The sequence below is a fragment of the Streptomyces sp. NPDC043176 genome (assembly GCF_056436715.1).
The window spans coordinates 15,364-34,730 of record NZ_JBWKCA010000003.1; the positions used below are offsets into that span (position 1 = coordinate 15,364).

Annotated in this window: 18 protein-coding genes; 11 read left to right on the forward strand and 7 right to left on the reverse strand. The window is 72.9% G+C overall.

Annotation, left to right across the window (positions count from 1 at the left end; genetic code table 11):
• Positions 1-47: 47 nt before the first annotated feature.
• Positions 48-1,442 (reverse strand): MFS transporter, encoded by a 1,395-nt coding sequence (locus AC067A_RS05000; RefSeq protein ID WP_478614676.1) that lies wholly within the window; start codon positions 1,440-1,442, stop codon positions 48-50.
• Positions 1,443-1,478: 36 nt separating this feature from the next.
• Between AC067A_RS05000 and AC067A_RS05005 the strand changes: the two genes are divergently transcribed.
• From AC067A_RS05005 to AC067A_RS05015, 3 genes are all read left to right on the forward strand, one after another.
• Positions 1,479-2,147, forward strand: a complete 669-nt coding sequence (locus AC067A_RS05005) for a TetR/AcrR family transcriptional regulator (RefSeq protein WP_478614679.1) — start codon at positions 1,479-1,481, stop codon at positions 2,145-2,147.
• A gap of 70 nt (positions 2,148-2,217) precedes the next feature.
• Positions 2,218-2,346 (forward strand): morphogenic membrane protein MmpB, encoded by a 129-nt coding sequence (mmpB, locus tag AC067A_RS05010; protein ID WP_390489875.1) that lies wholly within the window; start codon positions 2,218-2,220, stop codon positions 2,344-2,346.
• A gap of 155 nt (positions 2,347-2,501) precedes the next feature.
• Positions 2,502-3,107 carry a nucleoside triphosphate pyrophosphatase gene (locus AC067A_RS05015; RefSeq protein ID WP_453892418.1) on the forward strand — a complete coding sequence of 202 codons (606 nt, stop codon included), beginning with the start codon at positions 2,502-2,504 and terminating at the stop codon, positions 3,105-3,107.
• 60 nt (positions 3,108-3,167) lie between these two features.
• On the opposite strand, the gene AC067A_RS05020 is transcribed toward AC067A_RS05015, so the two are convergent.
• Positions 3,168-3,599, reverse strand: coding sequence for a hypothetical protein (locus AC067A_RS05020; RefSeq protein ID WP_478614683.1), 432 nt, complete (start codon positions 3,597-3,599; stop codon positions 3,168-3,170).
• A 364-nt stretch (positions 3,600-3,963) separates the two neighbouring features.
• Here AC067A_RS05020 and AC067A_RS05025 point away from each other — a divergent pair, with 364 nt between their 5' ends.
• Together AC067A_RS05025 and AC067A_RS05030 are read left to right on the forward strand one after the other, a co-directional pair.
• A complete protein-coding gene (locus AC067A_RS05025) occupies positions 3,964-5,718 on the forward strand; it encodes an acetyl/propionyl/methylcrotonyl-CoA carboxylase subunit alpha (RefSeq protein ID WP_478614686.1) in 1,755 nt (584 codons plus the stop codon).
• 103 nt (positions 5,719-5,821) lie between these two features.
• Positions 5,822-6,367 (forward strand): TetR/AcrR family transcriptional regulator, encoded by a 546-nt coding sequence (locus AC067A_RS05030; protein ID WP_478614689.1) that lies wholly within the window; start codon positions 5,822-5,824, stop codon positions 6,365-6,367.
• 235 nt (positions 6,368-6,602) lie between these two features.
• On the opposite strand, the gene AC067A_RS05035 is transcribed toward AC067A_RS05030, so the two are convergent.
• Positions 6,603-7,523, reverse strand: a complete 921-nt coding sequence (locus AC067A_RS05035; RefSeq protein ID WP_478615628.1) for a DeoR/GlpR family DNA-binding transcription regulator — start codon at positions 7,521-7,523, stop codon at positions 6,603-6,605.
• 225 nt (positions 7,524-7,748) lie between these two features.
• Positions 7,749-9,188 (reverse strand): NAD(P)H-quinone dehydrogenase, encoded by a 1,440-nt coding sequence (locus AC067A_RS05040; protein WP_478614692.1) that lies wholly within the window; start codon positions 9,186-9,188, stop codon positions 7,749-7,751.
• A 218-nt stretch (positions 9,189-9,406) separates the two neighbouring features.
• Here AC067A_RS05040 and AC067A_RS05045 point away from each other — a divergent pair, with 218 nt between their 5' ends.
• The 3 genes from AC067A_RS05045 to AC067A_RS05055 all read left to right on the forward strand — a co-directional run bounded on the left by AC067A_RS05045 (position 9,407) and on the right by AC067A_RS05055 (position 12,810).
• The gene (locus tag AC067A_RS05045; protein ID WP_017239758.1) at positions 9,407-9,844 is read left to right on the forward strand and encodes a gamma-glutamylcyclotransferase family protein; all 438 of its coding nucleotides are present in this window, start codon (positions 9,407-9,409) and stop codon (positions 9,842-9,844) included.
• Between the two features lie 168 nt (positions 9,845-10,012).
• On the forward strand, positions 10,013-10,816 hold the full coding sequence (locus AC067A_RS05050; protein WP_478614696.1) for a purine-nucleoside phosphorylase: 804 nt from the start codon (positions 10,013-10,015) through the stop codon (positions 10,814-10,816).
• Between the two features lie 341 nt (positions 10,817-11,157).
• Entirely contained in the window at positions 11,158-12,810 is a 1,653-nt protein-coding gene (locus tag AC067A_RS05055; RefSeq protein ID WP_478614698.1) for a phospho-sugar mutase, read from the forward strand.
• A 223-nt stretch (positions 12,811-13,033) separates the two neighbouring features.
• Here AC067A_RS05055 and AC067A_RS05060 read toward each other — a convergent pair whose 3' ends face one another.
• From AC067A_RS05060 to AC067A_RS05070, 3 genes are all read right to left on the reverse strand, one after another.
• Positions 13,034-13,723, reverse strand: a complete 690-nt coding sequence (locus tag AC067A_RS05060; RefSeq protein WP_478614701.1) for a PH domain-containing protein — start codon at positions 13,721-13,723, stop codon at positions 13,034-13,036.
• A gap of 35 nt (positions 13,724-13,758) precedes the next feature.
• Positions 13,759-14,403 carry a class F sortase gene (locus AC067A_RS05065; protein WP_478614704.1) on the reverse strand — a complete coding sequence of 215 codons (645 nt, stop codon included), beginning with the start codon at positions 14,401-14,403 and terminating at the stop codon, positions 13,759-13,761.
• Between the two features lie 115 nt (positions 14,404-14,518).
• Positions 14,519-15,796, reverse strand: a complete 1,278-nt coding sequence (locus AC067A_RS05070; protein ID WP_478614707.1) for a hypothetical protein — start codon at positions 15,794-15,796, stop codon at positions 14,519-14,521.
• Between the two features lie 249 nt (positions 15,797-16,045).
• Between AC067A_RS05070 and deoC the strand changes: the two genes are divergently transcribed.
• The 3 genes from deoC to AC067A_RS05085 are packed head-to-tail and all read left to right on the forward strand — an operon-like array spanning position 16,046 to position 19,333.
• Complete coding sequence (gene deoC, locus AC067A_RS05075; protein ID WP_478614710.1) at positions 16,046-17,005, forward strand: deoxyribose-phosphate aldolase; 960 nt, start codon at positions 16,046-16,048, stop codon at positions 17,003-17,005.
• A 5-nt stretch (positions 17,006-17,010) separates the two neighbouring features.
• Positions 17,011-18,447, forward strand: coding sequence for an aldehyde dehydrogenase family protein (locus AC067A_RS05080; RefSeq protein ID WP_478614712.1), 1,437 nt, complete (start codon positions 17,011-17,013; stop codon positions 18,445-18,447).
• A complete protein-coding gene (locus tag AC067A_RS05085) occupies positions 18,440-19,333 on the forward strand; it encodes an aldehyde dehydrogenase family protein (protein ID WP_478614715.1) in 894 nt (297 codons plus the stop codon). Before AC067A_RS05080 ends, AC067A_RS05085 begins: the two co-directional genes overlap by 8 nt.
• Positions 19,334-19,367 lie beyond the last annotated feature (34 nt).

Below are 19,367 nucleotides of genomic sequence, written 5' to 3' on the forward strand. Positions count from 1 at the left end.
CCGGCCTCTCGCGTACGCCGGGCCCGCGGGGCACGGCGGGGGCACCGTCACGCGCGGCGGAGGAACAGCCCGGCCAGGACCGCTCCGGCGGCGACGACGGCGGCGTTGACGAGGACCGCGAGGCCGATGCCGTCGAGGAGTACGGGGGCGGTGACGACGACGGCGCTCATGACGGGCGTGCCCATGGTGATGCCGATCTGCTGGGTCATGGTCGCGAGGCCGGTCGCCATGCCCTGTTCGCCGTCGGGGATGCCCGAGGTGGCGGTGACCATGAAGCCGACGATCGCGAGCATGTTGCCGACGCCGCCGGCGAAGGTCGCGGCGAGCAGCAGCCACAGACCGCTCCGGTCGTCGCCGAGGCCGTACAGGGAGAGGGTCGCGACGGCCTGGAGGAGTCCGCCGGAGACGAGGGCGGTACGGGCTCCGAAGCGGCCGATGAACCGGGAGGCGGTCACCCCGCCGAGGATCGTGCCGGCGCCGAGGACGCCGAAGGAGAGCCCGGCGGCGAGCGGCGAGAAGCCCAGGACGTCCTGGAGGTAGAGCGTCATGAGGAAGACCAGCGAGGTCTCGGTGACGAAGGCGACGAGCCCGGCGAGGTTGCCCCAGACGACGGTGCGGCGCTTCAGGACCCGGAGGGGGACGAGGGGCGAGGCGGCGCGGCGCTCGACGAGGCCGAAGGCGGCGAGGAGGACGGCTCCGGCGGCGAGGGCGAGGAGCGCGACGGGGTCGGTCCAGCCGTGCTCGCCGGCGACGGTCAGGCCGTAGACGAGGGCGAGGAGGCCGCCGGTGACGGTGATCGCGCCGGGCACGTCGAGGCGGGGGCGGACCGCGGGGCGGCTCTCCCGGATGACGGCGGGGGCGACGAGGAGCACGGCGAGGGCGACCGGCACGTTCACGAGGAAGGCCCAGCGCCAGGAGAGCAGGTCGGTGAGGACGCCACCGAGGATCGCGCCGGTGGTGAAGCCCGCGGACATCAGGGCGCCGTTGAGGCCGAGCGCCTTGGCGCGCAGCGGGCCCTCGGGGAAGGAGGAGGTGAGCAGGGACAGCCCCGCGGGGGTGACGGCGGCGGTGGCGAGGCCCTGGGCGACCCGGGCGGCCATCAGCACCTCGGGGCCGGTGGCGAGGCCGCCGGCGAGCGAGGAGAGGCCGAGGAGGGCCATGCCGCCGAGGAAGAGGCGGCGGCGGCCGATGATGTCGGCGACGCGCCCGAAGAGCAGGGTGAAGCCGGCGGCGGCGAGGGCGAAGGCGGTGGCGATCCACTGGAGGCCGCCGAGGGTGAAGCCGAGTCCCTGGCCGATGACGGGCAGGGCCACGTTCAGGATCGAGAAGTCGACGGCCAGCATGAACTGGGCGAGGAGGAGGACGACGAGGACGAGTCGCATGCGCCCGGTCATGCGGGCCTCGGCGCGGTCCGCGGCGGCGGGGAGATCGAGGGTGACCATGCGAGAACCCCTTAATGGGAAAATGGTTCCGTTAATATGTCCCGTACCGTAGCAGAGTCGATGGCGCTAATGGAACTGGAGACCCGTTTGAACGAGAGCCCGCCGGCCTCGCCCGGCACCCTGCGCCCCGGCGGCCGCACCGCCAAGGTCCGGAGGGCCGTCCTCGACGCCACCCTGGACGCCCTGGCGGACGCCGGCTTCCACGCCCTGAACATGGACCGGATCGCCGCGAGCGCCGGCGTCGGCAAGACCACCGTCTACCGCCGCTGGACCTCCCCGACCGGCCTGGTCGGCGACCTCCTGCACGACATGGCGGAGCAGTCCCTGCCCGCCGCCGACACCGGCACCCTCGCCGGCGACCTCCGGGCCAACGCCGAACTCGTCCGGGCCACCCTCACCGACCCCCGGATGGGCGCGGTCTTCCGCGCGGTCATCGCCGCGGCGGCCTGCGACGAGGAGTGCGCCCGCGCCCTCGCCGGCTTCTACCGGACCCGGCTCGCCGAATGGACCCCGGCCGTCGCCAAGGGCGCGGCCCGCGGCGAGGTCCCGGCCGGGACGGACCCCGTGGAGCTGCTCCGGGCCGTCTCCGCACCGCTCTACTACCGCTTCGCCGTCACCCACGAGGAGCTCACCGCGGACGTGGCCGAACGGGCCGCGGCGGCGGCGCTCACGGCCGCGCGCGACGGCGTGTTCGTCCGCGAATAGTCCTTCGGTACGGGGCCGCCTGAGTATCCGTACTCAGGCGCCCCGCGGGCTCCGCCCGGAGGATCGGGGCATGCTGTGGTCCGACCCGAAGAACCAGCCCCCGAAGTTCCTGCGGGACATGCAGGCGATGCTCCGCCGCACCGGTGTGCTCCTGGCGCTGGCCATGGTGGTGGCGATGTTCGTCGTCAGCGCGCGATGAGCCGGTGACGGGGGCCGCGCCACGGCCGCGGCCGGCTCATCGCGCGCTCCCGGACCCGCCGGCGATGCGGCGGTTCCCGCCGCCGGCGCGCGACGGGCCGGTGACGGGGGCCGGTTCGGCGGGAACGGGCGGGTGGTACTGACTACGCTGCCCCCATGACTGCTGACCCGCGCCGTGTGGTGCTCGCCTCCGCCTCCCCCGCCCGCCTCGGCCTGCTCCGCCAGGCCGGGCTCGCCCCCGAGGTGATCGTGAGCGGTGTCGACGAGGACAAGGTCCACGCCCCGACCCCGGCCGAGCTGGCGCTCGCGCTCGCCGAGGCCAAGGCCGCCCATGTGGCCGCCAGGCCCGAGGTGTTCGGCGCGCTCGTCATCGGCTGCGACTCCGTCCTGGAACTCGACAAGCAGGCCCTCGGCAAGCCGGCGGACGCCGAGGAGGCCACCGCCCGCTGGAAGGCGATGCGCGGCCGGGTCGGCATCCTGCAGACCGGTCACTGCGTGTACGACACGGCCGCCAAGCGGTACGAGTCGGCGACCGCCTCCACCGTCGTGCGCTTCGGCGAGCCCACGGACCAGGAGATCGCGGCGTACGTGGCGAGCGGCGAACCGCTGCACGTGGCGGGCGCGTTCACCCTCGACGGGCGCTCGGCGCCGTTCATCGACGGCATCGACGGCGACCCGGGCAACGTGATCGGCCTGTCGCTGCCGCTGCTGCGCAAGCTGCTGCGGAAGCTGGACGTCGAGATCACCGACCTCTGGGCCTGACGGGCCGACGGCGGCCGGGCGAGGCGCGGTGCCGTGCGACGCCCCCGGGCGGGGCGCCGGTCAGGTGGCGGGGGCGGCCTCCGCCGCCGGGGCCTCCTTGCCGTACGCCACCAGGGTGAGGACGAGCAGGCCGAGGACGAGCATCAGGAAGCCGAAGGCCGCCCAGCCGATGAGGCCGACGGCGACCGCGCCGAGGATGCCGTGGACGACGGCGCAGCCGACGAGGAGCGCCCGGCCGAAGCGGCCGGGCCCGCGGTCGCGGATGCCCGCGACGAGGGCGACGAGGGCGCAGAGCACGAGGGCGGCGCCGGATCCGATGCCGAGCGCCCAGGTGCCGGTGACCATCGCGTCGGGGTCCATGCCGTCGAGCGACATCGCCTGCACCTCGACGAACCGCGCCATCACGGCGTTGATCGCGACGATGCCGGGCGCTTCGAGGAGGAGCACCGCCGCCGTCACGAGAGCTATCGGTCTGCGGGCCACCTCGGCCACCCCCTGGATTCGACTGTTACCGACAGTACGATCGACAGCGCGAAGGCTACTGGCCGGTAAACCCCCGGACAAGAGTTCGCACACGGTCGTCGACGGCGGACCCGTCCGCAAAGAATCGTCGCCCCGTTCGTAGGGACTCGACAAAGAAACCCGAATGGCGACTGGCCGCACGAACAGAGACCTGCGCCACACCTCGGATCTACTGTGCCGTAAAGGAACCCTGCGTACCGTGGTGCGACAAGGGAATTCACGGCCCGAGCAGGCCCGGGGTCACGCTCCGTGTGGGCAAGCTCACCACTGGGGACGGGTCGAAAGGCCGTGTCGGCAGTCCCTAAACTCAGCTTGTTTCAAGGAGGGAGCCATCGTGCGCAAGGTGCTCATCGCCAACCGTGGCGAAATCGCTGTCCGTGTGGCCCGGGCGTGCCGGGACGCGGGTATCGGCAGCGTGGCCGTGTACGCCGATCCGGACCGGGACGCTCTGCACGTCCGGGCGGCCGACGAGGCGTTCGCTCTGGGCGGTGACACTCCGGCGACCAGTTACCTGGACATGGCGAAGGTGTTGCAGGCCGCCGCGGACTCCGGGGCGGACGCCGTCCACCCGGGCTACGGCTTCCTCTCCGAGAACGCCGAGTTCGCCCAGGCCGTCCTGGACGCCGGTCTGATCTGGATCGGCCCGCCGCCGCAGGCCATCCGCGACCTGGGTGACAAGGTGGCGGCGCGTCACATCGCGCAGCGCGCCGGCGCCCCGCTCGTGGCCGGCACGCCCGACCCGGTGTCGGGCGCCGACGAGGTCGTCGCCTTCGCGAAGGAGCACGGCCTGCCGATCGCGATCAAGGCCGCCTTCGGTGGCGGCGGTCGCGGCCTGAAGGTCGCCCGGACCCTCGAAGAGGTCCCCGAGCTGTACGACTCCGCCGTCCGCGAGGCCGTCGCCGCCTTCGGCCGCGGCGAGTGCTTCGTCGAGCGCTACCTCGACAAGCCGCGGCACGTCGAGACGCAGTGCCTGGCCGACTCGCACGGCAACGTGGTCGTGGTCTCCACCCGTGACTGCTCGCTCCAGCGCCGCCACCAGAAGCTGGTCGAGGAGGCGCCCGCGCCGTTCCTGACGGCCGAGCAGAACGCGCAGCTGTACGCGGCGTCGAAGGCCATCCTGAAGGAGGCCGGCTACGTCGGCGCCGGCACGGTCGAGTTCCTCGTCGGCACCGACGGCACGATCTCCTTCCTGGAGGTCAACACCCGTCTCCAGGTCGAGCACCCGGTCACCGAAGAGGTCACCGGCATCGACCTGGTCCGCGAGATGTTCCGGATCGCCGACGGCGAGGAGCTCGGTTACGGCGACCCCGCCGTGCGCGGTCACTCCTTCGAGTTCCGCATCAACGGCGAGGACCCGGGCCGCGGCTTCCTGCCCGCCCCCGGCACGGTCACCGTCTTCGACGCCCCCACCGGTCCCGGTGTCCGCCTGGACGCCGGTGTCGAGGCGGGCTCGGTCATCGGCCCGGCGTGGGACTCGCTCCTCGCCAAGCTGATCGTCACCGGCGCGACCCGCGAGCAGGCGCTCCAGCGCGCCGCCCGGGCCCTGGCGGAGTTCAAGGTCGACGGCATGGCGACGGCGATCCCGTTCCACCAGGCCGTCGTCGTCGACCCCGACTTCACCGCCGACCCGTTCCGCGTCCACACCCGGTGGATCGAGACGGAGTTCGTCAACGAGATCAAGCCGTTCGCGCCCGCCGGCGGCGAGGCGGACGAGGACGAGGGCAACCGCGAGACGATCGTCGTCGAGGTCGGCGGCAAGCGCCTGGAGGTCTCCCTGCCGTCCTCCCTCGGCATGACGCTGGCCCGCACGGGCCTCGCGGCGGGTGCGAAGCCGAAGCGGCGCGCGGCCAAGAAGTCCGGCCCGACCGCCTCCGGCGACACCCTCGCCTCCCCGATGCAGGGCACGATCGTCAAGGTCGCGGTCGAGGAGGGCCAGGAGGTCAAGGAGGGCGACCTGATCGTCGTCCTGGAGGCCATGAAGATGGAGCAGCCGCTCAACGCGCACCGCTCCGGCACCGTCAAGGGCCTGAACGCCGAGGTCGGCGCGTCGGTCACCTCCGGTGCCTCCATCTGCGACATCAAGGACTGACGTCGCACGCAGTACGGTACGAAGGGCCCGCAGGCAGCCGCCTGCGGGCCCTTCGGGCATGCCGTGTCCCGTGGATCGGGCCGGACCAGGGGAGGTCATCACCATGCGAGCCGACGCGCGCCGCAACCACGAGCGGCTGCTGACCGAGGCCCGGGCCGCCTTCGCCCGCCAGGGCACCGACGCGCCCCTGGAGGAGATCGCGCGGCGCGCGGGCGTCGGGATCGGCACGCTCTACCGCCACTTCCCCACCCGGGCCGAACTCCTCAACTCGGTCTTCCAGGAGGCCCTGGCCGAACTGCTCGACCGCTCGCGGGAGCTGGCGGAGGCGGACGCGCCGTGCCGGGCGCTGGTGGAGTGGCTGCGGGCCCTGATCACCCACGCGGTCGAGTACCGGGGGCTCGCGCACGCGCTGATGTCCGCCTCGTACGACCGGAGTTCGGCCCTCGCCCGGTGCAGTGACCCGCTGCGCGCGGCGGGCGAGCGGCTGCTCGGACGCGCCCAGGGGGCGGGGCAGGTCCGCGCCGACGTGTCCATCGGCGACCTGATGCAGCTGACCAACGCGATCGCCCTGGCGGCGGAGCAGTGCCCGGAGGACGCCCTGCTCGCGGACCGTCTCCTCGCCCTGACCCTGCGGGGACTCAAGGACTGAGCGGCTCGCGCCGACGCGGTGTGGCTCACGGCCGGACGGCTCGTACCCTGCGCCGCGGGTGTGGCTCGTGGCGGGACGGCCGACACCGGTTGCCGCGGGTGTGGCTCACGGCCGGACGGCCGGCACCCGTTGCCGCGGGGACTCAGGACCGAGCGGCGCGCGCCGACGCCACCGGGACCGGGACCGAAGGAAGGGTCGAGGGCGTGGGACCCCTGGGGGAGGGTCCCTCGGGGCCTCAGCGGCGGCGCATGTCCGCGACGCGCGCGGTGCGCTCCATCGTCTCCGCGGCCATCGCGCCGCCCGGCCCCCGGTACTGTCCGGCTGCCATCCGGCCCCGCTGGACCGGGAGGGGCATGTCACGGCGGGGCCGGGCGCCCGGGGGGTGCTGGTCGCCGCCGCCCTGGCTCTGACCCGTGCCGGCGACGGCGATCTGCACGCCCTGGTCGGCGAGGGCCTGGAGCTCGGTGGCGGCCCGGTCGTCGTGGGCCGGGGGCTCGTCGGTCACCAGGCGGGTGATCACGTCCGTCGGCACCGTCTGGAACATGGTGTCGGAGCCGAGCTTGGTGTGGTCGGCGAGGACCACGACCTCCGCCGCCGCCTGCACCAGCGCCCGGTCCACGCTCGCGGAGAGCATGTTGGACGTGGACAGGCCGCGCTCGGCGGTGAGCCCGCTCCCGGAGAGGAAGGCCCGGGAGACCCGCAGCCCCTGGAGGGACTGCTCGGCCCCGCTGCCCACCAGCGCGTAGTTGGAGCCTCGCAGGGTGCCGCCGGTCATGACGACCTCGACCCGGTTGGCGTGGGCGAGGGCCTGGGCGACGAGCAGGGAGTTGGTGACCACGGTCAGACCGGGCACGCGGGCGAGCCGGCGGGCCAGCTCCTGCGTGGTCGTCCCGGCGCCGACGACGATGGCCTCGCCTTCTTCGACGAGGCTCGCGGCGACGTCGGCGATGGCCGTCTTCTCCGCGGTCGCGAGATGGGATTTCTGCGGGAAGCCGGATTCTCGCGTGAATCCGCCCGGCAACACCGCACCGCCGTGGCGGCGGTCGAGGAGTCCTTCTGCCTCGAGTGCCCGTACGTCTCTCCGTACGGTCACTTCCGAGGTCTGGACGACGCGGGCGAGCTCGCGGAGCGACACGGCCCCATTGGCTCGCACCATTTCGAGGATCAACTGGCGACGTTCTGCAGCGAACACGAAACTGACAGTAACGTGACCGGCGGATAGTTTTCAGCACTATGCGCCGAATTGCAGAAGATGCGCACAGACGGGACCTCCAAGTGGTATGGGAGGCCCCGTCGTTGCTTGATCTATGCCCCGCCTTGCCGGGGGTTGTCCGAGTCGGCGAACCGTTCCCGCAGGCGGGAGCGGGGCCGGGCGGGGGTGTTACGCCTCGCCCGCCGCCTTTCGGGTGTGCAACTGCCGTGCCACTTCAGCGATCGAGCCCGACAGGGAGGGGTACACGGTGAAAGCATTTGCGATCTGTTCGACCGTCAGATTGTTGTCGACCGCGATCGAGATCGGGTGAATCAGCTCGCTCGCCTTCGGGGCGACGACACAGCCGCCGACCACGATGCCGGTGCCCGGGCGGCAGAAGATCTTGACGAAGCCGTCCCGGATGCCCTGCATCTTCGCGCGGGGGTTGCGCAGCAGCGGCAGCTTGACGACCTTGGCGTCGATCTTGCCCGCGTCCACGTCGGCCTGGGTGTAGCCGACGGTGGCGATCTCGGGGTCGGTGAAGACGTTCGACGAGACCGTCTTCAGGTTCAGCGGGGCCACCGCGTCGCCGAGGAAGTGGTACATCGCGATGCGACCCTGCATGGCGGCGACCGAGGCCAGCGCGAAGACGCCGGTGACGTCGCCGGCCGCGTACACGCCGGGGGCGCTGGTGCGGGAGACCCGGTCGGTCCAGATGTGACCGGAGTCCTTCACCCTCACCCCGGCCTCCTCCAGGCCCATTCCGGCCGAGTTCGGGATCGCGCCGACCGCCATCAGGCAGTGGGTGCCGGAGATGACCCGGCCGTCCGAGAGGGTGACCTCGACCCGGTCGCCGACCCGCTTGGCGGACTCGGCGCGGGAGCGGGCCATGACGTTCATGCCGCGGCGCCGGAACACGTCCTCCAGGACGGCCGCCGCGTCCGGGTCCTCGCCCGGCAGCACCCGGTCGCGGGAGGAGACGAGGGTGACCCGGGAGCCGAGCGCCTGGTAGGCGCCGGCGAACTCGGCGCCGGTGACGCCGGAGCCGACCACGATGAGCTCCTCGGGGAGCTCCTTCAGGTCGTAGACCTGCGTCCAGTTCAGGATGCGCTCGCCGTCCGGCTTGGCGTCGGGCACCTCGCGCGGGTGGGCGCCGGTCGCGATCAGCACGGCGTCCGCGGTGAGCGTCTCCTCCGTGCCGTCGGCCGCGGTGACGATCACCTGGCGGGAACCGTCCACGGCCTGCCGCCCGGAGAGCCGGCCGCGGCCGCGCAGCACCCGGGCGCCGGCCCGGGTGACGGAGGCGGTGATGTCGTGCGACTGGGCGAGCGCGAGGCGCTTCACCCGTCGGTTGACCTTGCCGAGGTCCACGCCGACGACGCGGGCGGCCTGCTCCACGTGCGGGGTGTCGTCCGCGACGATGATGCCCAGCTCCTCGTACGAGGAGTCGAAGGTGGTCATCACCTCGGCGGTGGCGATCAGGGTCTTGGAGGGGACGCAGTCGGTCAGGACGGACGCGCCGCCGAGGCCGTCGCAGTCGACGACGGTCACCTCCGCGCCGAGTTGGGCGCCCACCAGGGCCGCCTCGTATCCGCCGGGTCCGCCGCCGATGATCACGATCCGGGTCACTGGGATCTACGCCTCGCGCTCTCGTTCTGCCGGGGGGATCCCCCCGCTGGGGTGCAGTGCGTACACCATTGTCCCGCACGCTTCAAGTGCGTACCCCATTCTCCCGCACGCCCCGCGCCGGCTCACGTCGGGGCACCGTAGGGGTGTCGCGGGGCCTCCGTGCGCCCGCCACCTCGGAGTTCGCCGGAGACCCCGCCCGCTCCCGTACCCTCGGTGCCATGTCGCTCTACGCCGCGTTCGCCGGCAACCTCGACGCCCGGCTGATGAGCCGCCGCGCACCGCACTCCCCGCTGCGCGGCACCGGCTGGCTGAACGGCTGGCGGCTCACCTTCGGCGGTGAGCAGATGGGCTGGGAGGGCGCGCTGGCCACCATCGTGGAGGCCCCCCGCTCCCAGGTCTTCGTGGCGCTGTACGACATCGCGCCGATGGACGAGGACTCCATGGACCGCTGGGAGGGCGTGGGCCTCGACATCTACCGGCGGATGCGGGTGCGGGTGCACACGCTCGACGGCGAGGAGCCGGCCTGGGTGTACGTGCTCAACGCGTACGAGGGCGGGCTGCCGTCCGCGCGGTACCTGGGCGAGGTCGCGGACGCGGCCGAGTCGGCGGGCGCGCCGCACGACTACGTGATGGAGTTGCGCAAGCGTCCCTGTTGATCCGCCCGGAAGAGCGGAACCTTCCGTTCGTCGGAAACGACAAGACAACGATCGCATGTCCGTCAGCATCGTCATCTACGCGCGTAGGAATTCTCCGGCTACGCTTCTTCGCGTACCAAATCCGTCCGGGGCCCCCCTCGGACTCCCCTCCCCGAGGCGAGAGAGTCAGTGAACGCAACTGCCACCCCGTACGAGGCCGCCGAGGCCGCTGCCGCACGACTTCGCGAGCTGACCGGAGTCGAGGACCACGACGTCGCCCTCGTCATGGGCTCGGGCTGGGCACCCGCCGTCGACGCCCTCGGAGCCCCCGAGACCGAGTTCCCGGTCACCGAACTCCCCGGCTTCCCGCCGCCGGCCGTCGAAGGACACGGCGGCAAGGTCCGCTCGTACAAGATCGGCGCCAAGCGCGCGCTGGTCTTCCTGGGCCGCACCCACTTCTACGAGGGCCGGGGCGTCGCCTCCGTCGCCCACGGCGTCCGCACCGCCGTCGCCGCCGGCTGCAAGACGATCATCCTGACCAACGGCTGCGGCGGCCTCCGCGAGGGCATGCGCCCCGGCCAGCCGGTCCTGATCAGCGACCACCTCAACCTGACGGCCGCCTCCCCCATCGTGGGCGCGAACTTCGTCGACCTCACCGACCTCTACTCGCCGCGCCTGCGCGCGCTGTGCAAGGAGGTCGACGAGACCCTCGAAGAGGGCGTGTACGTCCAGTTCCCCGGCCCGCACTACGAGACCCCGGCCGAGATCAACATGGTCCGCGTCATGGGCGGCGACCTCGTCGGCATGTCCACGGTCCTCGAGGCCATCGCGGCCCGCGAGGCCGGCGCCGAGGTCCTCGGCATCTCCCTCGTCACCAACCTGGCGGCGGGGCTCTCGGGCGAGCCGCTGAACCACGAGGAGGTCCTCCAGGCGGGTCGCGACTCGGCCGCCCGGATGGGCGAGCTCCTCACCCGGGTCCTCGACCGGATCTGATTCCCTCGTGCGCCCCCGCACCGCCCGGCCCCCGCGGGCCGGGCGGGCTTCGGGGCGCCGCGGCGGCCGCCGGCCGCCGGGGGACCGTCCCCCGCCCCTCCCCGGGCAGCGGCCAGGGCTCCCGCGCCTCGGCCGCCGACGGGCCGCGGTCCCGCCCCTCGGGCGCCGTCCGGCCCCGCCCCGTGTCCGAGGCCACGGCCGCGGGCCGTACGGGGGTCCGGGCCCGCCCCCGGTTACGGGAAGGGCCGGGGTGGGGAAAGGCTCCGCGCAGCGGCCCACGCCCGCACCCCGCCGGCCCGCACCGACCCGGCACCCCGCCCGCACCTCCCGAAAGGCACACCGTGACGCAGGACGACCTCCTCACCCGGGCCAAGGCCTGGCTCGCCGAGGACCCCGACAGTGAGACGCGCGAGGAGCTCGCCGCCCTCATCGACGCCGGTGCGAGCGACGAGCTCGCCGCCCGGTTCAGCGGCACCCTCCAGTTCGGCACCGCCGGCCTGCGCGGGGAGATCGGCGCCGGGCCCATGCGGATGAACCGCTCGGTGGTCATCCGCGCGGCCGCGGGGCTGGCCGCGTACCTCCGGGCGAAGGGCCAGGAGGGCGGCCTCGTCGTCATCGGCTACGACGCCCGCTACAAGTCGGCCGACTTCGCCCGGGACACCGCCGCCGTGATGACCGGCGCGGGGCTGCGCGCGGCGGTCCTCCCGCGGCCCCTGCCGACGCCCGTCCTGGCATACGCCATAAGGCATCTGGGCGCCGTGGCCGGCGTCGAGGTGACCGCGAGCCACAACCCGCCGCGGGACAACGGCTACAAGGTCTACCTGGGCGACGGCTCGCAGATCGTGCCCCCCGCCGACGCGGAGATCGCCGCCGAGATCGCCGCGGTGCGCTCGCTGCACGACGTGCCGCGTCCGGAGAGCGGCTGGGAGACCCTCGGTGACGAGGTCCTGGAGGCGTACCTGGAGCGTACGGACGCGGTCCTGACGCCCGGCTCCCCCAGGACCGCGCGGACGGTCTACACGGCCATGCACGGCGTCGGCAAGGAGGTCCTGACGGCCGCGTTCGCCCGGGCGGGCTTCCTGCCGCCGGCGCTGGTCGCCGAGCAGGCCGACCCGGACCCGGCGTTCCCCACGGTCGCCTTCCCGAACCCGGAGGAGCCGGGTGCCATGGACCTCGCCTTCGAGGCGGCCCGGGCCGTGGGCCCCGACCTCGTCATCGCCAACGACCCGGACGCCGACCGCTGCGCGGTGGCCGTGCCGGACGTGTCCGTCGACGGCGGCTGGCGGATGCTGCGCGGCGACGAGGTCGGCGCGCTGCTCGCCGCGCACCTCGTCCGCAAGGGCGCGACGGGCGTCTTCGCCGAGTCGATCGTGTCGTCCTCGCTGCTCGGCCGGATCGCGGAGGCCGCGGGCGTGGGCCACGAGGAGACGCTGACCGGCTTCAAGTGGATCGCGCGCGTCGAGGGACTGCGGTACGGCTACGAGGAGGCGCTCGGCTACTGCGTCGACCCCGAGGGCGTCCGCGACAAGGACGGCATCACGGCGGCGCTGCTGATCACCGAGCTGGCCTCGGTGCTCAAGGAGCAGGGCCGTACGCTCACCGACCTCCTCGACGACCTGGCGGTGGAGCACGGGCTGCACGCCACGGACCAGCTTTCGGTGCGGGTCGAGGACCTGGGGATCATCGCGAACGCGATGGCCGCGCTGCGCGAGCGGCCGCCGGTCTCGCTCGCGGGGCTCACGGTCGTCTCGGCCGAGGACCTGACGAAGGGCACCGAGTCGCTGCCCCCGACGGACGGCCTCCGCTACCACCTGGAGGGCGACTACAAGGCCCGGGTCATCGTCCGCCCGAGCGGCACCGAGCCCAAGCTCAAGTGCTACCTGGAGGTCGTCGTCCCGGTCGCCGACGCGAGCGGACTGGCCGCGGCCCGCGCCACCGGAGCCGGCGTCCTCGCCGCCGTGAAGCGGGACCTCTCCGCCGCCGCCGGGCTGTAGGACACGCCGGAGGGCCGGTACGGAACCGCTTCCGTACCGGCCCTCCGGCGTATCGACGTGTCGGCGCGTCCGCCCCTCGGCGCCCGGAGCGCGTCCGCTCCTCGGCGTCCGGGGCGTGTCGGCCCCTCGGCGTCCGGCGGCGCCGGCCGGTCGGTTCCTGGTGATCCGGTTCGGAGACGCGTGAGCAGTAGCGGCAGATCCGGTCGAGGATCTCCGAACCAGATCACCAGCCGACCGCCAGCAGGATCACGAGCAGGAGGAGTCCGGCCACGGCGGGGCCGACGATCTCGTACGCCCAGCGCACCTGCGGCTCGCCCTGGGCGCCCGGGCTCGCGGCGCGGGCCTCGGCGAGCTCGCGGAGGTCGGCGACGGTCTGGTCGCCGACCGCGATCCGCGAGGCGGAGTCGCGTACGTCGGCGGTGACGGAGGTGCGGCCGTGCGGATCGTCCTGGGAGGCGCGGGCGGCGCGGCGGGCCGCCCGCTTCCGCTGGCGCAGCGAGACGGGGACGGCCCACAGCTGGTACTTCGCGCCGTCCTGGGTGAAGACCTCGCTGGAGTAGCCGGCGCGGACGTCGGCGACCGAGGCCCAGGGCAGCGTGATCGACCGGAAGGGATTGCGGATCCGGAGCCGGTCCTCGTTCGCGTACACCGCGGGGCGGATCGTGAAGGCGACGATCAGCGGGACGGCGAGGAGGAGGCAGGCCAGGGCGACCCACGGCGTCCCGCCCTCGCCGCGGATGATCGCGTCGACCGCGAACATGCCGGCGAGGAGCAGCAGGAACACCCCGCTCGCGATCCCGAGGGGCGAACGGAAGACACGGTCGGCGGCCGGCTTCCCGGCGGACGGCTGTGCGGGGGTCGACTCGCGGCTGGGCTCGTGACTCGGCTCGGGGGTCGGCTCGGGGGTCGTCATGCCGCCGATTGTGCCTCAGCGGGCCGGCCGGTGGCTCAGGCGGCCCGCGTGGCCACCAGGTCCGCGTACAGGATGATGTTGTCGGGCCGGTGGCCGTCGACGAGTTCGCCGCCACAGGTGATGATCCGCAGTTCGGGGCGCGTGGTGTTCCCGTAGACCTTGGCCGTCGGGAAGGCGTCCTTGTCGACCTGCTCCAGTTCCCCGACCCGGAACACCGCGACCTTTCCGTCCGCGCGGTCCACGGTGATCTCGTCGCCGACCCGGACGCGCGAGACGTCCTTCAGGACGGCGGGGCCGCGGGCCGTGTCGAAGTGCCCGATGAGCACGGCGGGCCCGGTCTCCCCGGGCGTCACGCCCTTCTCGTACCAGCCGATGCGCCCCGCCTCCTCCACCGACGGCACCTCCACGGACCCGTCCGCGTTCAGCCCCAGGGAGAGGACGGAGCCAGTGGCCCCGGTGTCGACCCCGGCGGCGGGCACCCGGACCCGGACGGGCAGCGAGCGGCCCAGCGGGCGGACGGGCGCGACGCTCTTCGTCGGCGCGGGCGCGGTGGCCTCGGCGACATGGGCGGGCGGAGTCGCGGGCCCGGACGTCTCTCCCGCGGAGCATCCGGTGAGTACGGCCAGCGCGGCCACGAGCAGGACGGAAGCGGTACGGACACGGGCGGGGCGGCTGTTCACGGGAGGTCTCCGGACGGGACGGGGTGCGGCCGGCCGCCGCGCGGGGGCGGCGACCGGCCAGGGGTGGACTGCTCCTGCCCGGCCCCGAGGGCGGGCAGGCGGAGAGCGGAACCGCTCAGACGCGGGAGCCGGCGCGGCGGCGCAGGACCACGAAGCCCAGGCCGGCGGCGGCGAGCGAGGCGGCCCCCGCACCGGCGGCGATCAGCGCGGTGCTGTCACCCTCGGCGCCGAGGTCGGCGCCGGCGGCGACACCGCCCTTGGGGACGACGGCGGTCTGGCCCGTCTGGGGAGCGGTACCGGTGTTGCCCGTGTTGCCGGTGCTGCCGGTGTTTCCGGCGTTGCCCGTCGAGGTGCCGCCCTCGACCGGGTCGAGCTTGCAGCCCTTGGGCATGTGCGGGAAGGCGTGGGTGCCGCCCTTGGCGCTGGCACCGCCCTCGACCTTGGTGTACAGCGACGGCGTGGCGCTGAACGGGTTCTCGATCCGGGCGACGATGCCGGCGCTCTGGGGCAGCGAGGGGTGGTTGCGGTCGAGCGTGGTGAAGACCTTCTTGCCGGTGCCCGCGTCGTGGAACGTGGCCGTCGGCCCCTTCGGGGTCATGGTCAGCTTCGCCCCGGTGCCCGCGCCGATGCCGATCTCGAGCACGGCGGTGCACTGCTCGTCGCGGCTGACCAGACGCGGAGCGGCCTGCTTCGCCACGCCGGAGACGTAGGCGGCGAACCCGCCGTCGTGCTCCAGGACGACGACGGCGCCGTTGTCGTTGAAGACCTGGCGGGCCCCGCTCAGGTAGGTGAACGCCACGTCCTCGTGACCCTGGCGCAGGTACCGGATGCCGTACCGGCCGTCCTTCCGGGTGAGCTCCACCCGGGTGCCGCCGGCGAGGACGTAGACGCCGGGCCGGGCGCCGTGGATGTAGTTGCCGACCCAGTTGTAGGTGGTGCCGTCCGGGTTGAGGACGAGGAACTCGCCGTTGTCGTTGCCGACGGCGGCGCGGCCGTCGGCGTCGAGGGTGCCGACGATCTGCTCCTCCTTGTACAGGTACGCGCGGTAGTGGCCCGCGCCGGCCTTGACGATCTTCGCGACGGAGCCGGTCACCAGGACCTGGTCCCGGACGAAGGTCTCGCCCGGCTTGGCCTTCCAGTTCTCGATCCAGCCCTCGCCGGTGCGGGCGGGCGCCGTGCTCGCGGCGGCGGCCGGGGCGGCCGGCTTGGCCGGCGTGGACGCGGCCGGGGTCTCGGCGGAAGCAGTCGGGGCCGGGGCCGTCGCGGCTTCGCCGGCCTTGACGGCCACCGGGCCGTCGGCGGCGAAGGCGGCGCCCGCGGTGAGAGCGGGGGTGCCGACCACGATGCCCGCGACGAGGGCGGTGGCGACGGCGGTGCGAAGGGCGGTGCGCATAACGACTCCTGGGATTCAGGTAGGCGGGAAGGAGAGTCGCATGCCGCTTTTTCTCTTCCGACTGTTTCCGGTGAGGTCCGGCTGGCTGCTGACAAGAATCTATTGATCTTGTATGGGGGAGGCGTCCGCTCCGTGTCACGGCCGCGTGACAGGAGTCACCACGCCGCCGGACCCCCTGTGACCTCGCGCTCCCCGAAGGGGCTCCCCTGTACAGGTCGCTACGCGCGTAGATATGCTCGACTGGTGACCATGCCCACCACTGCATCCGCAGCATCCGCATTCGCCGACGTGACCGCGTCCGACGGTGCGCTGCGCCGCTTCCTCCACGGGCTGCCCGGCGTCGACGCCGTCGGCCTGGAGGCGCGCGCCGCGTCCCTCGGCACCCGCTCGATCAAGACCACGGCCAAGGCGTACGCCATCGACCTGGCCATCTCCATGATCGACCTGACGACGCTCGAAGGCGCGGACACCCCGGGCAAGGTCCGGGCGCTCGCCGCCAAGGCCGTCAACCCCGATCCGACCGACCGCACGACCCCGACGACCGCCGCCGTCTGCGTCTACCCGGACATGGTGGCCACCGCCAAGGCCGCCGTCGCCGGCACCGGTGTCAAGGTCGCCTCGGTCGCCACCGCGTTCCCGGCCGGCCGCGCCGCGCTCCCCGTGAAGCTCGCCGACACCGCCGACGCGATCGCCGCGGGCGCCGACGAGATCGACATGGTCATCGACCGTGGCGCCTTCCTCGCCGGCCACTACCTGAAGGTGTACGAGGAGATCGCCGCGATCAAGGCGGAGTGCGGCGACCGCGCGCGCCTCAAGGTGATCTTCGAGACCGGCGAGCTCTCCACGTACGACAACATCCGCCGCGCCTCCTGGCTCGGCATGATGGCCGGCGCGGACTTCATCAAGACCTCGACCGGCAAGGTCGCGGTCAACGCCACCCCCGCCAACACCCTCCTCATGCTGGAGGCCGTGCGCGACTTCCGCGCCCAGACCGGCGTGCAGATCGGCGTGAAGCCGGCCGGCGGCATCCGCAACACCAAGGAAGCCATCAAGTTCCTGGTTCTCGTCAACGAGACCGTGGGTGAGGACTGGCTGGACAACCACTGGTTCCGCTTCGGCGCCTCCAGCCTGCTCAACGACCTGCTGATGCAGCGCCAGAAGCTGGCGACCGGCCGTTACTCCGGCCCCGATTACGTGACGGTGGACTGATCAACATGGCATCTGCATTCGAGTACGCACCGGCGCCCGAGTCCCGGTCCGTCGTCGACATCGCCCCCTCGTACGGCCTCTTCATCGACGGCGAGTTCGTCGAGGCGGCCGACGGCAAGGTCTTCAAGACCGTCTCCCCGTCCACCGAGGAGGTCCTCTCCGAGGTCGCCCAGGCGGGCGCCGAGGACGTGGACCGCGCGGTGAGGGCGGCCCGCAAGGCGTTCGAGAAGTGGTCGGCGCTGCCCGGCTCCGAGCGCGCCAAGTACCTCTTCCGGATCGCCCGGATCATCCAGGAGCGCAGCCGCGAGCTGGCCGTCCTGGAGACCCTGGACAACGGCAAGCCGATCAAGGAGACCCGCGACGCGGACCTCCCCCTGGTCGCCGCGCACTTCTTCTACTACGCGGGCTGGGCCGACAAGCTCGACCACGCGGGCTACGGCGCGAACCCCCGCCCGCTCGGCGTGGCCGGCCAGGTCATCCCGTGGAACTTCCCGCTGCTCATGCTGGCGTGGAAGATCGCCCCGGCGCTGGCGACCGGCAACACGGTCGTCCTGAAGCCGGCCGAGACGACCCCGCTCTCCGCCCTGTTCTTCGCCGACATCTGCCGTCAGGCCGGTCTGCCGAAGGGCGTCGTCAACATCCTTCCCGGTTACGGGGAGACGGGCGCCGCGCTCGTCGGGCACCCGGACGTGAACAAGGTCGCCTTCACCGGTTCGACCGCCGTCGGCAAGGCCATCGCGCGCTCCGTCGCCGGCACCGACAAGAAGGTGACCCTGGAGCTGGGCGGCAAGGGCGCCAACATCGTCTTCGACGACGCCCCCATCGACCAGGCCGTCGAGGGCATCGTCAACGGCATCTTCTTCAACCAGGGCCAGGTCTGCTGCGCGGGCTCGCGCCTGCTGGTGCAGGAGTCGGTCCAGGACGAGCTGCTCGACTCGCTCAAGCGCCGCCTGAACACGCTGCGCCTCGGCGACCCGCTCGACAAGAACACCGACATCGGCGCCATCAACTCCTCGGAGCAGCTGGCCCGCATCACCGCGCTGGTGGACCAGGGCGAGGCGGAGGGCGCCGAGCGCTGGACCGCCTCCTGCGAGATCCCGTCGGCCGGCTACTGGTTCGCCCCGACGCTCTTCACGAACGTCACGCAGGCGCACCGGATCGCCCGCGACGAGATCTTCGGCCCCGTCCTGTCGGTGCTGTCCTTCCGCACCCCCGACGAGGCGGTCGCGAAGGCGAACAACAGCCAGTACGGCCTGTCCGCCGGCATCTGGACGGAGAAGGGCTCGCGCATCCTGGCGGTCGCGTCCAAGCTCCGGGCCGGTGTCGTCTGGGCCAACACGTTCAACAAGTTCGACCCGACCTCGCCGTTCGGCGGCTACAAGGAGTCGGGCTTCGGCCGCGAGGGCGGCCGTCACGGTCTGGAGGCCTACCTCGATGTCTGAGTCGGCGACGCGGCTGAGCGTCTTCAAGACCTACAAGCTGTACGTCGGGGGCAAGTTCCCCCGCTCCGAGAGCGGCCGGGTGTACGAGGTGACGGACTCGAAGGGCAAGTGGCTGGCGAACGCGCCGCTCTCCTCCCGCAAGGACGCCCGTGACGCGGTCGTCGCCGCCCGCAAGGCCTTCGGCGGCTGGGCGGGCGCGACCGCGTACAACCGCGGCCAGATCCTCTACCGCGTCGCGGAGATGCTGGAGGGCCGCAAGGGCCAGTTCGTGCACGAGGTCGCGGACGCGGAGGGCCTGTCGAAGTCGAAGGCGGCCGTGGTCGTCGAGGCGGCCATCGACCGCTGGGTCTGGTACGCGGGCTGGACCGACAAGATCGCCCAGGTCGTCGGCGGCGCCAACCCGGTCGCCGGCCCGTACTTCAACCTCTCCTCGCCCGAGCCGACCGGTGTCGTCACGGTCGTGGCCCCGCAGGACTCGTCCTTCCTGGGCCTGGTCTCGGTGATCGCCCCGGTGATCGCGACGGGCAACACGGCGGTGGTCGTCGCCAGCGAGAAGTCCCCGCTGCCCGCCCTCTCCCTGGGCGAGGTCCTGGCCACCTCCGACCTGCCGGGCGGCGTGGTCAACATCCTCTCCGGCAAGGCCTCCGAGATGGGCCCGCACCTCGCGGCCCACCAGGACGTCAACGCGATCGACCTGACGGGCGCCGGCGCCGATCTGGCCCGGGACCTGGAGATCGCCGCGGCGGACAACCTGAAGCGCGTGCTGCGCCCCCGTGCCGAGGACTTCTCCGAGGCCCCCGGCACGGACCGCATGACCGCCTTCCTGGAGACCAAGACGGTCTGGCACCCCACGGGTTCGCTGGGCGCGAGCGGCTCCGCGTACTAGGACCGCCGAAGTACCGGCGAAGCACCGCCGGAGG

Excerpts from the sequence above, each read along its gene's own strand:
- AC067A_RS05000 (WP_478614676.1), bottom strand. The coding sequence starts at position 1,442 with ATGGTCACCCTCGATCTCCCCGCCGCCGCGGACCGCGCCGAGGCCCGC.
- AC067A_RS05005 (WP_478614679.1), top strand. The coding sequence starts at position 1,479 with ATGTCCCGTACCGTAGCAGAGTCGATGGCGCTAATGGAACTGGAGACC.
- mmpB (WP_390489875.1), top strand. The coding sequence starts at position 2,218 with ATGCTGTGGTCCGACCCGAAGAACCAGCCCCCGAAGTTCCTGCGGGAC.
- AC067A_RS05015 (WP_453892418.1), top strand. The coding sequence starts at position 2,502 with ATGACTGCTGACCCGCGCCGTGTGGTGCTCGCCTCCGCCTCCCCCGCC.
- AC067A_RS05030 (WP_478614689.1), top strand. The coding sequence starts at position 5,822 with ATGCGAGCCGACGCGCGCCGCAACCACGAGCGGCTGCTGACCGAGGCC.
- AC067A_RS05035 (WP_478615628.1), bottom strand. The coding sequence starts at position 7,523 with ATGGTGCGAGCCAATGGGGCCGTGTCGCTCCGCGAGCTCGCCCGCGTC.
- AC067A_RS05045 (WP_017239758.1), top strand. The coding sequence starts at position 9,407 with ATGTCGCTCTACGCCGCGTTCGCCGGCAACCTCGACGCCCGGCTGATG.
- AC067A_RS05060 (WP_478614701.1), bottom strand. The coding sequence starts at position 13,723 with ATGACGACCCCCGAGCCGACCCCCGAGCCGAGTCACGAGCCCAGCCGC.
- AC067A_RS05070 (WP_478614707.1), bottom strand. The coding sequence starts at position 15,796 with ATGCGCACCGCCCTTCGCACCGCCGTCGCCACCGCCCTCGTCGCGGGC.
- deoC (WP_478614710.1), top strand. The coding sequence starts at position 16,046 with ATGCCCACCACTGCATCCGCAGCATCCGCATTCGCCGACGTGACCGCG.
- AC067A_RS05080 (WP_478614712.1), top strand. The coding sequence starts at position 17,011 with ATGGCATCTGCATTCGAGTACGCACCGGCGCCCGAGTCCCGGTCCGTC.
- AC067A_RS05085 (WP_478614715.1), top strand. The coding sequence starts at position 18,440 with ATGTCTGAGTCGGCGACGCGGCTGAGCGTCTTCAAGACCTACAAGCTG.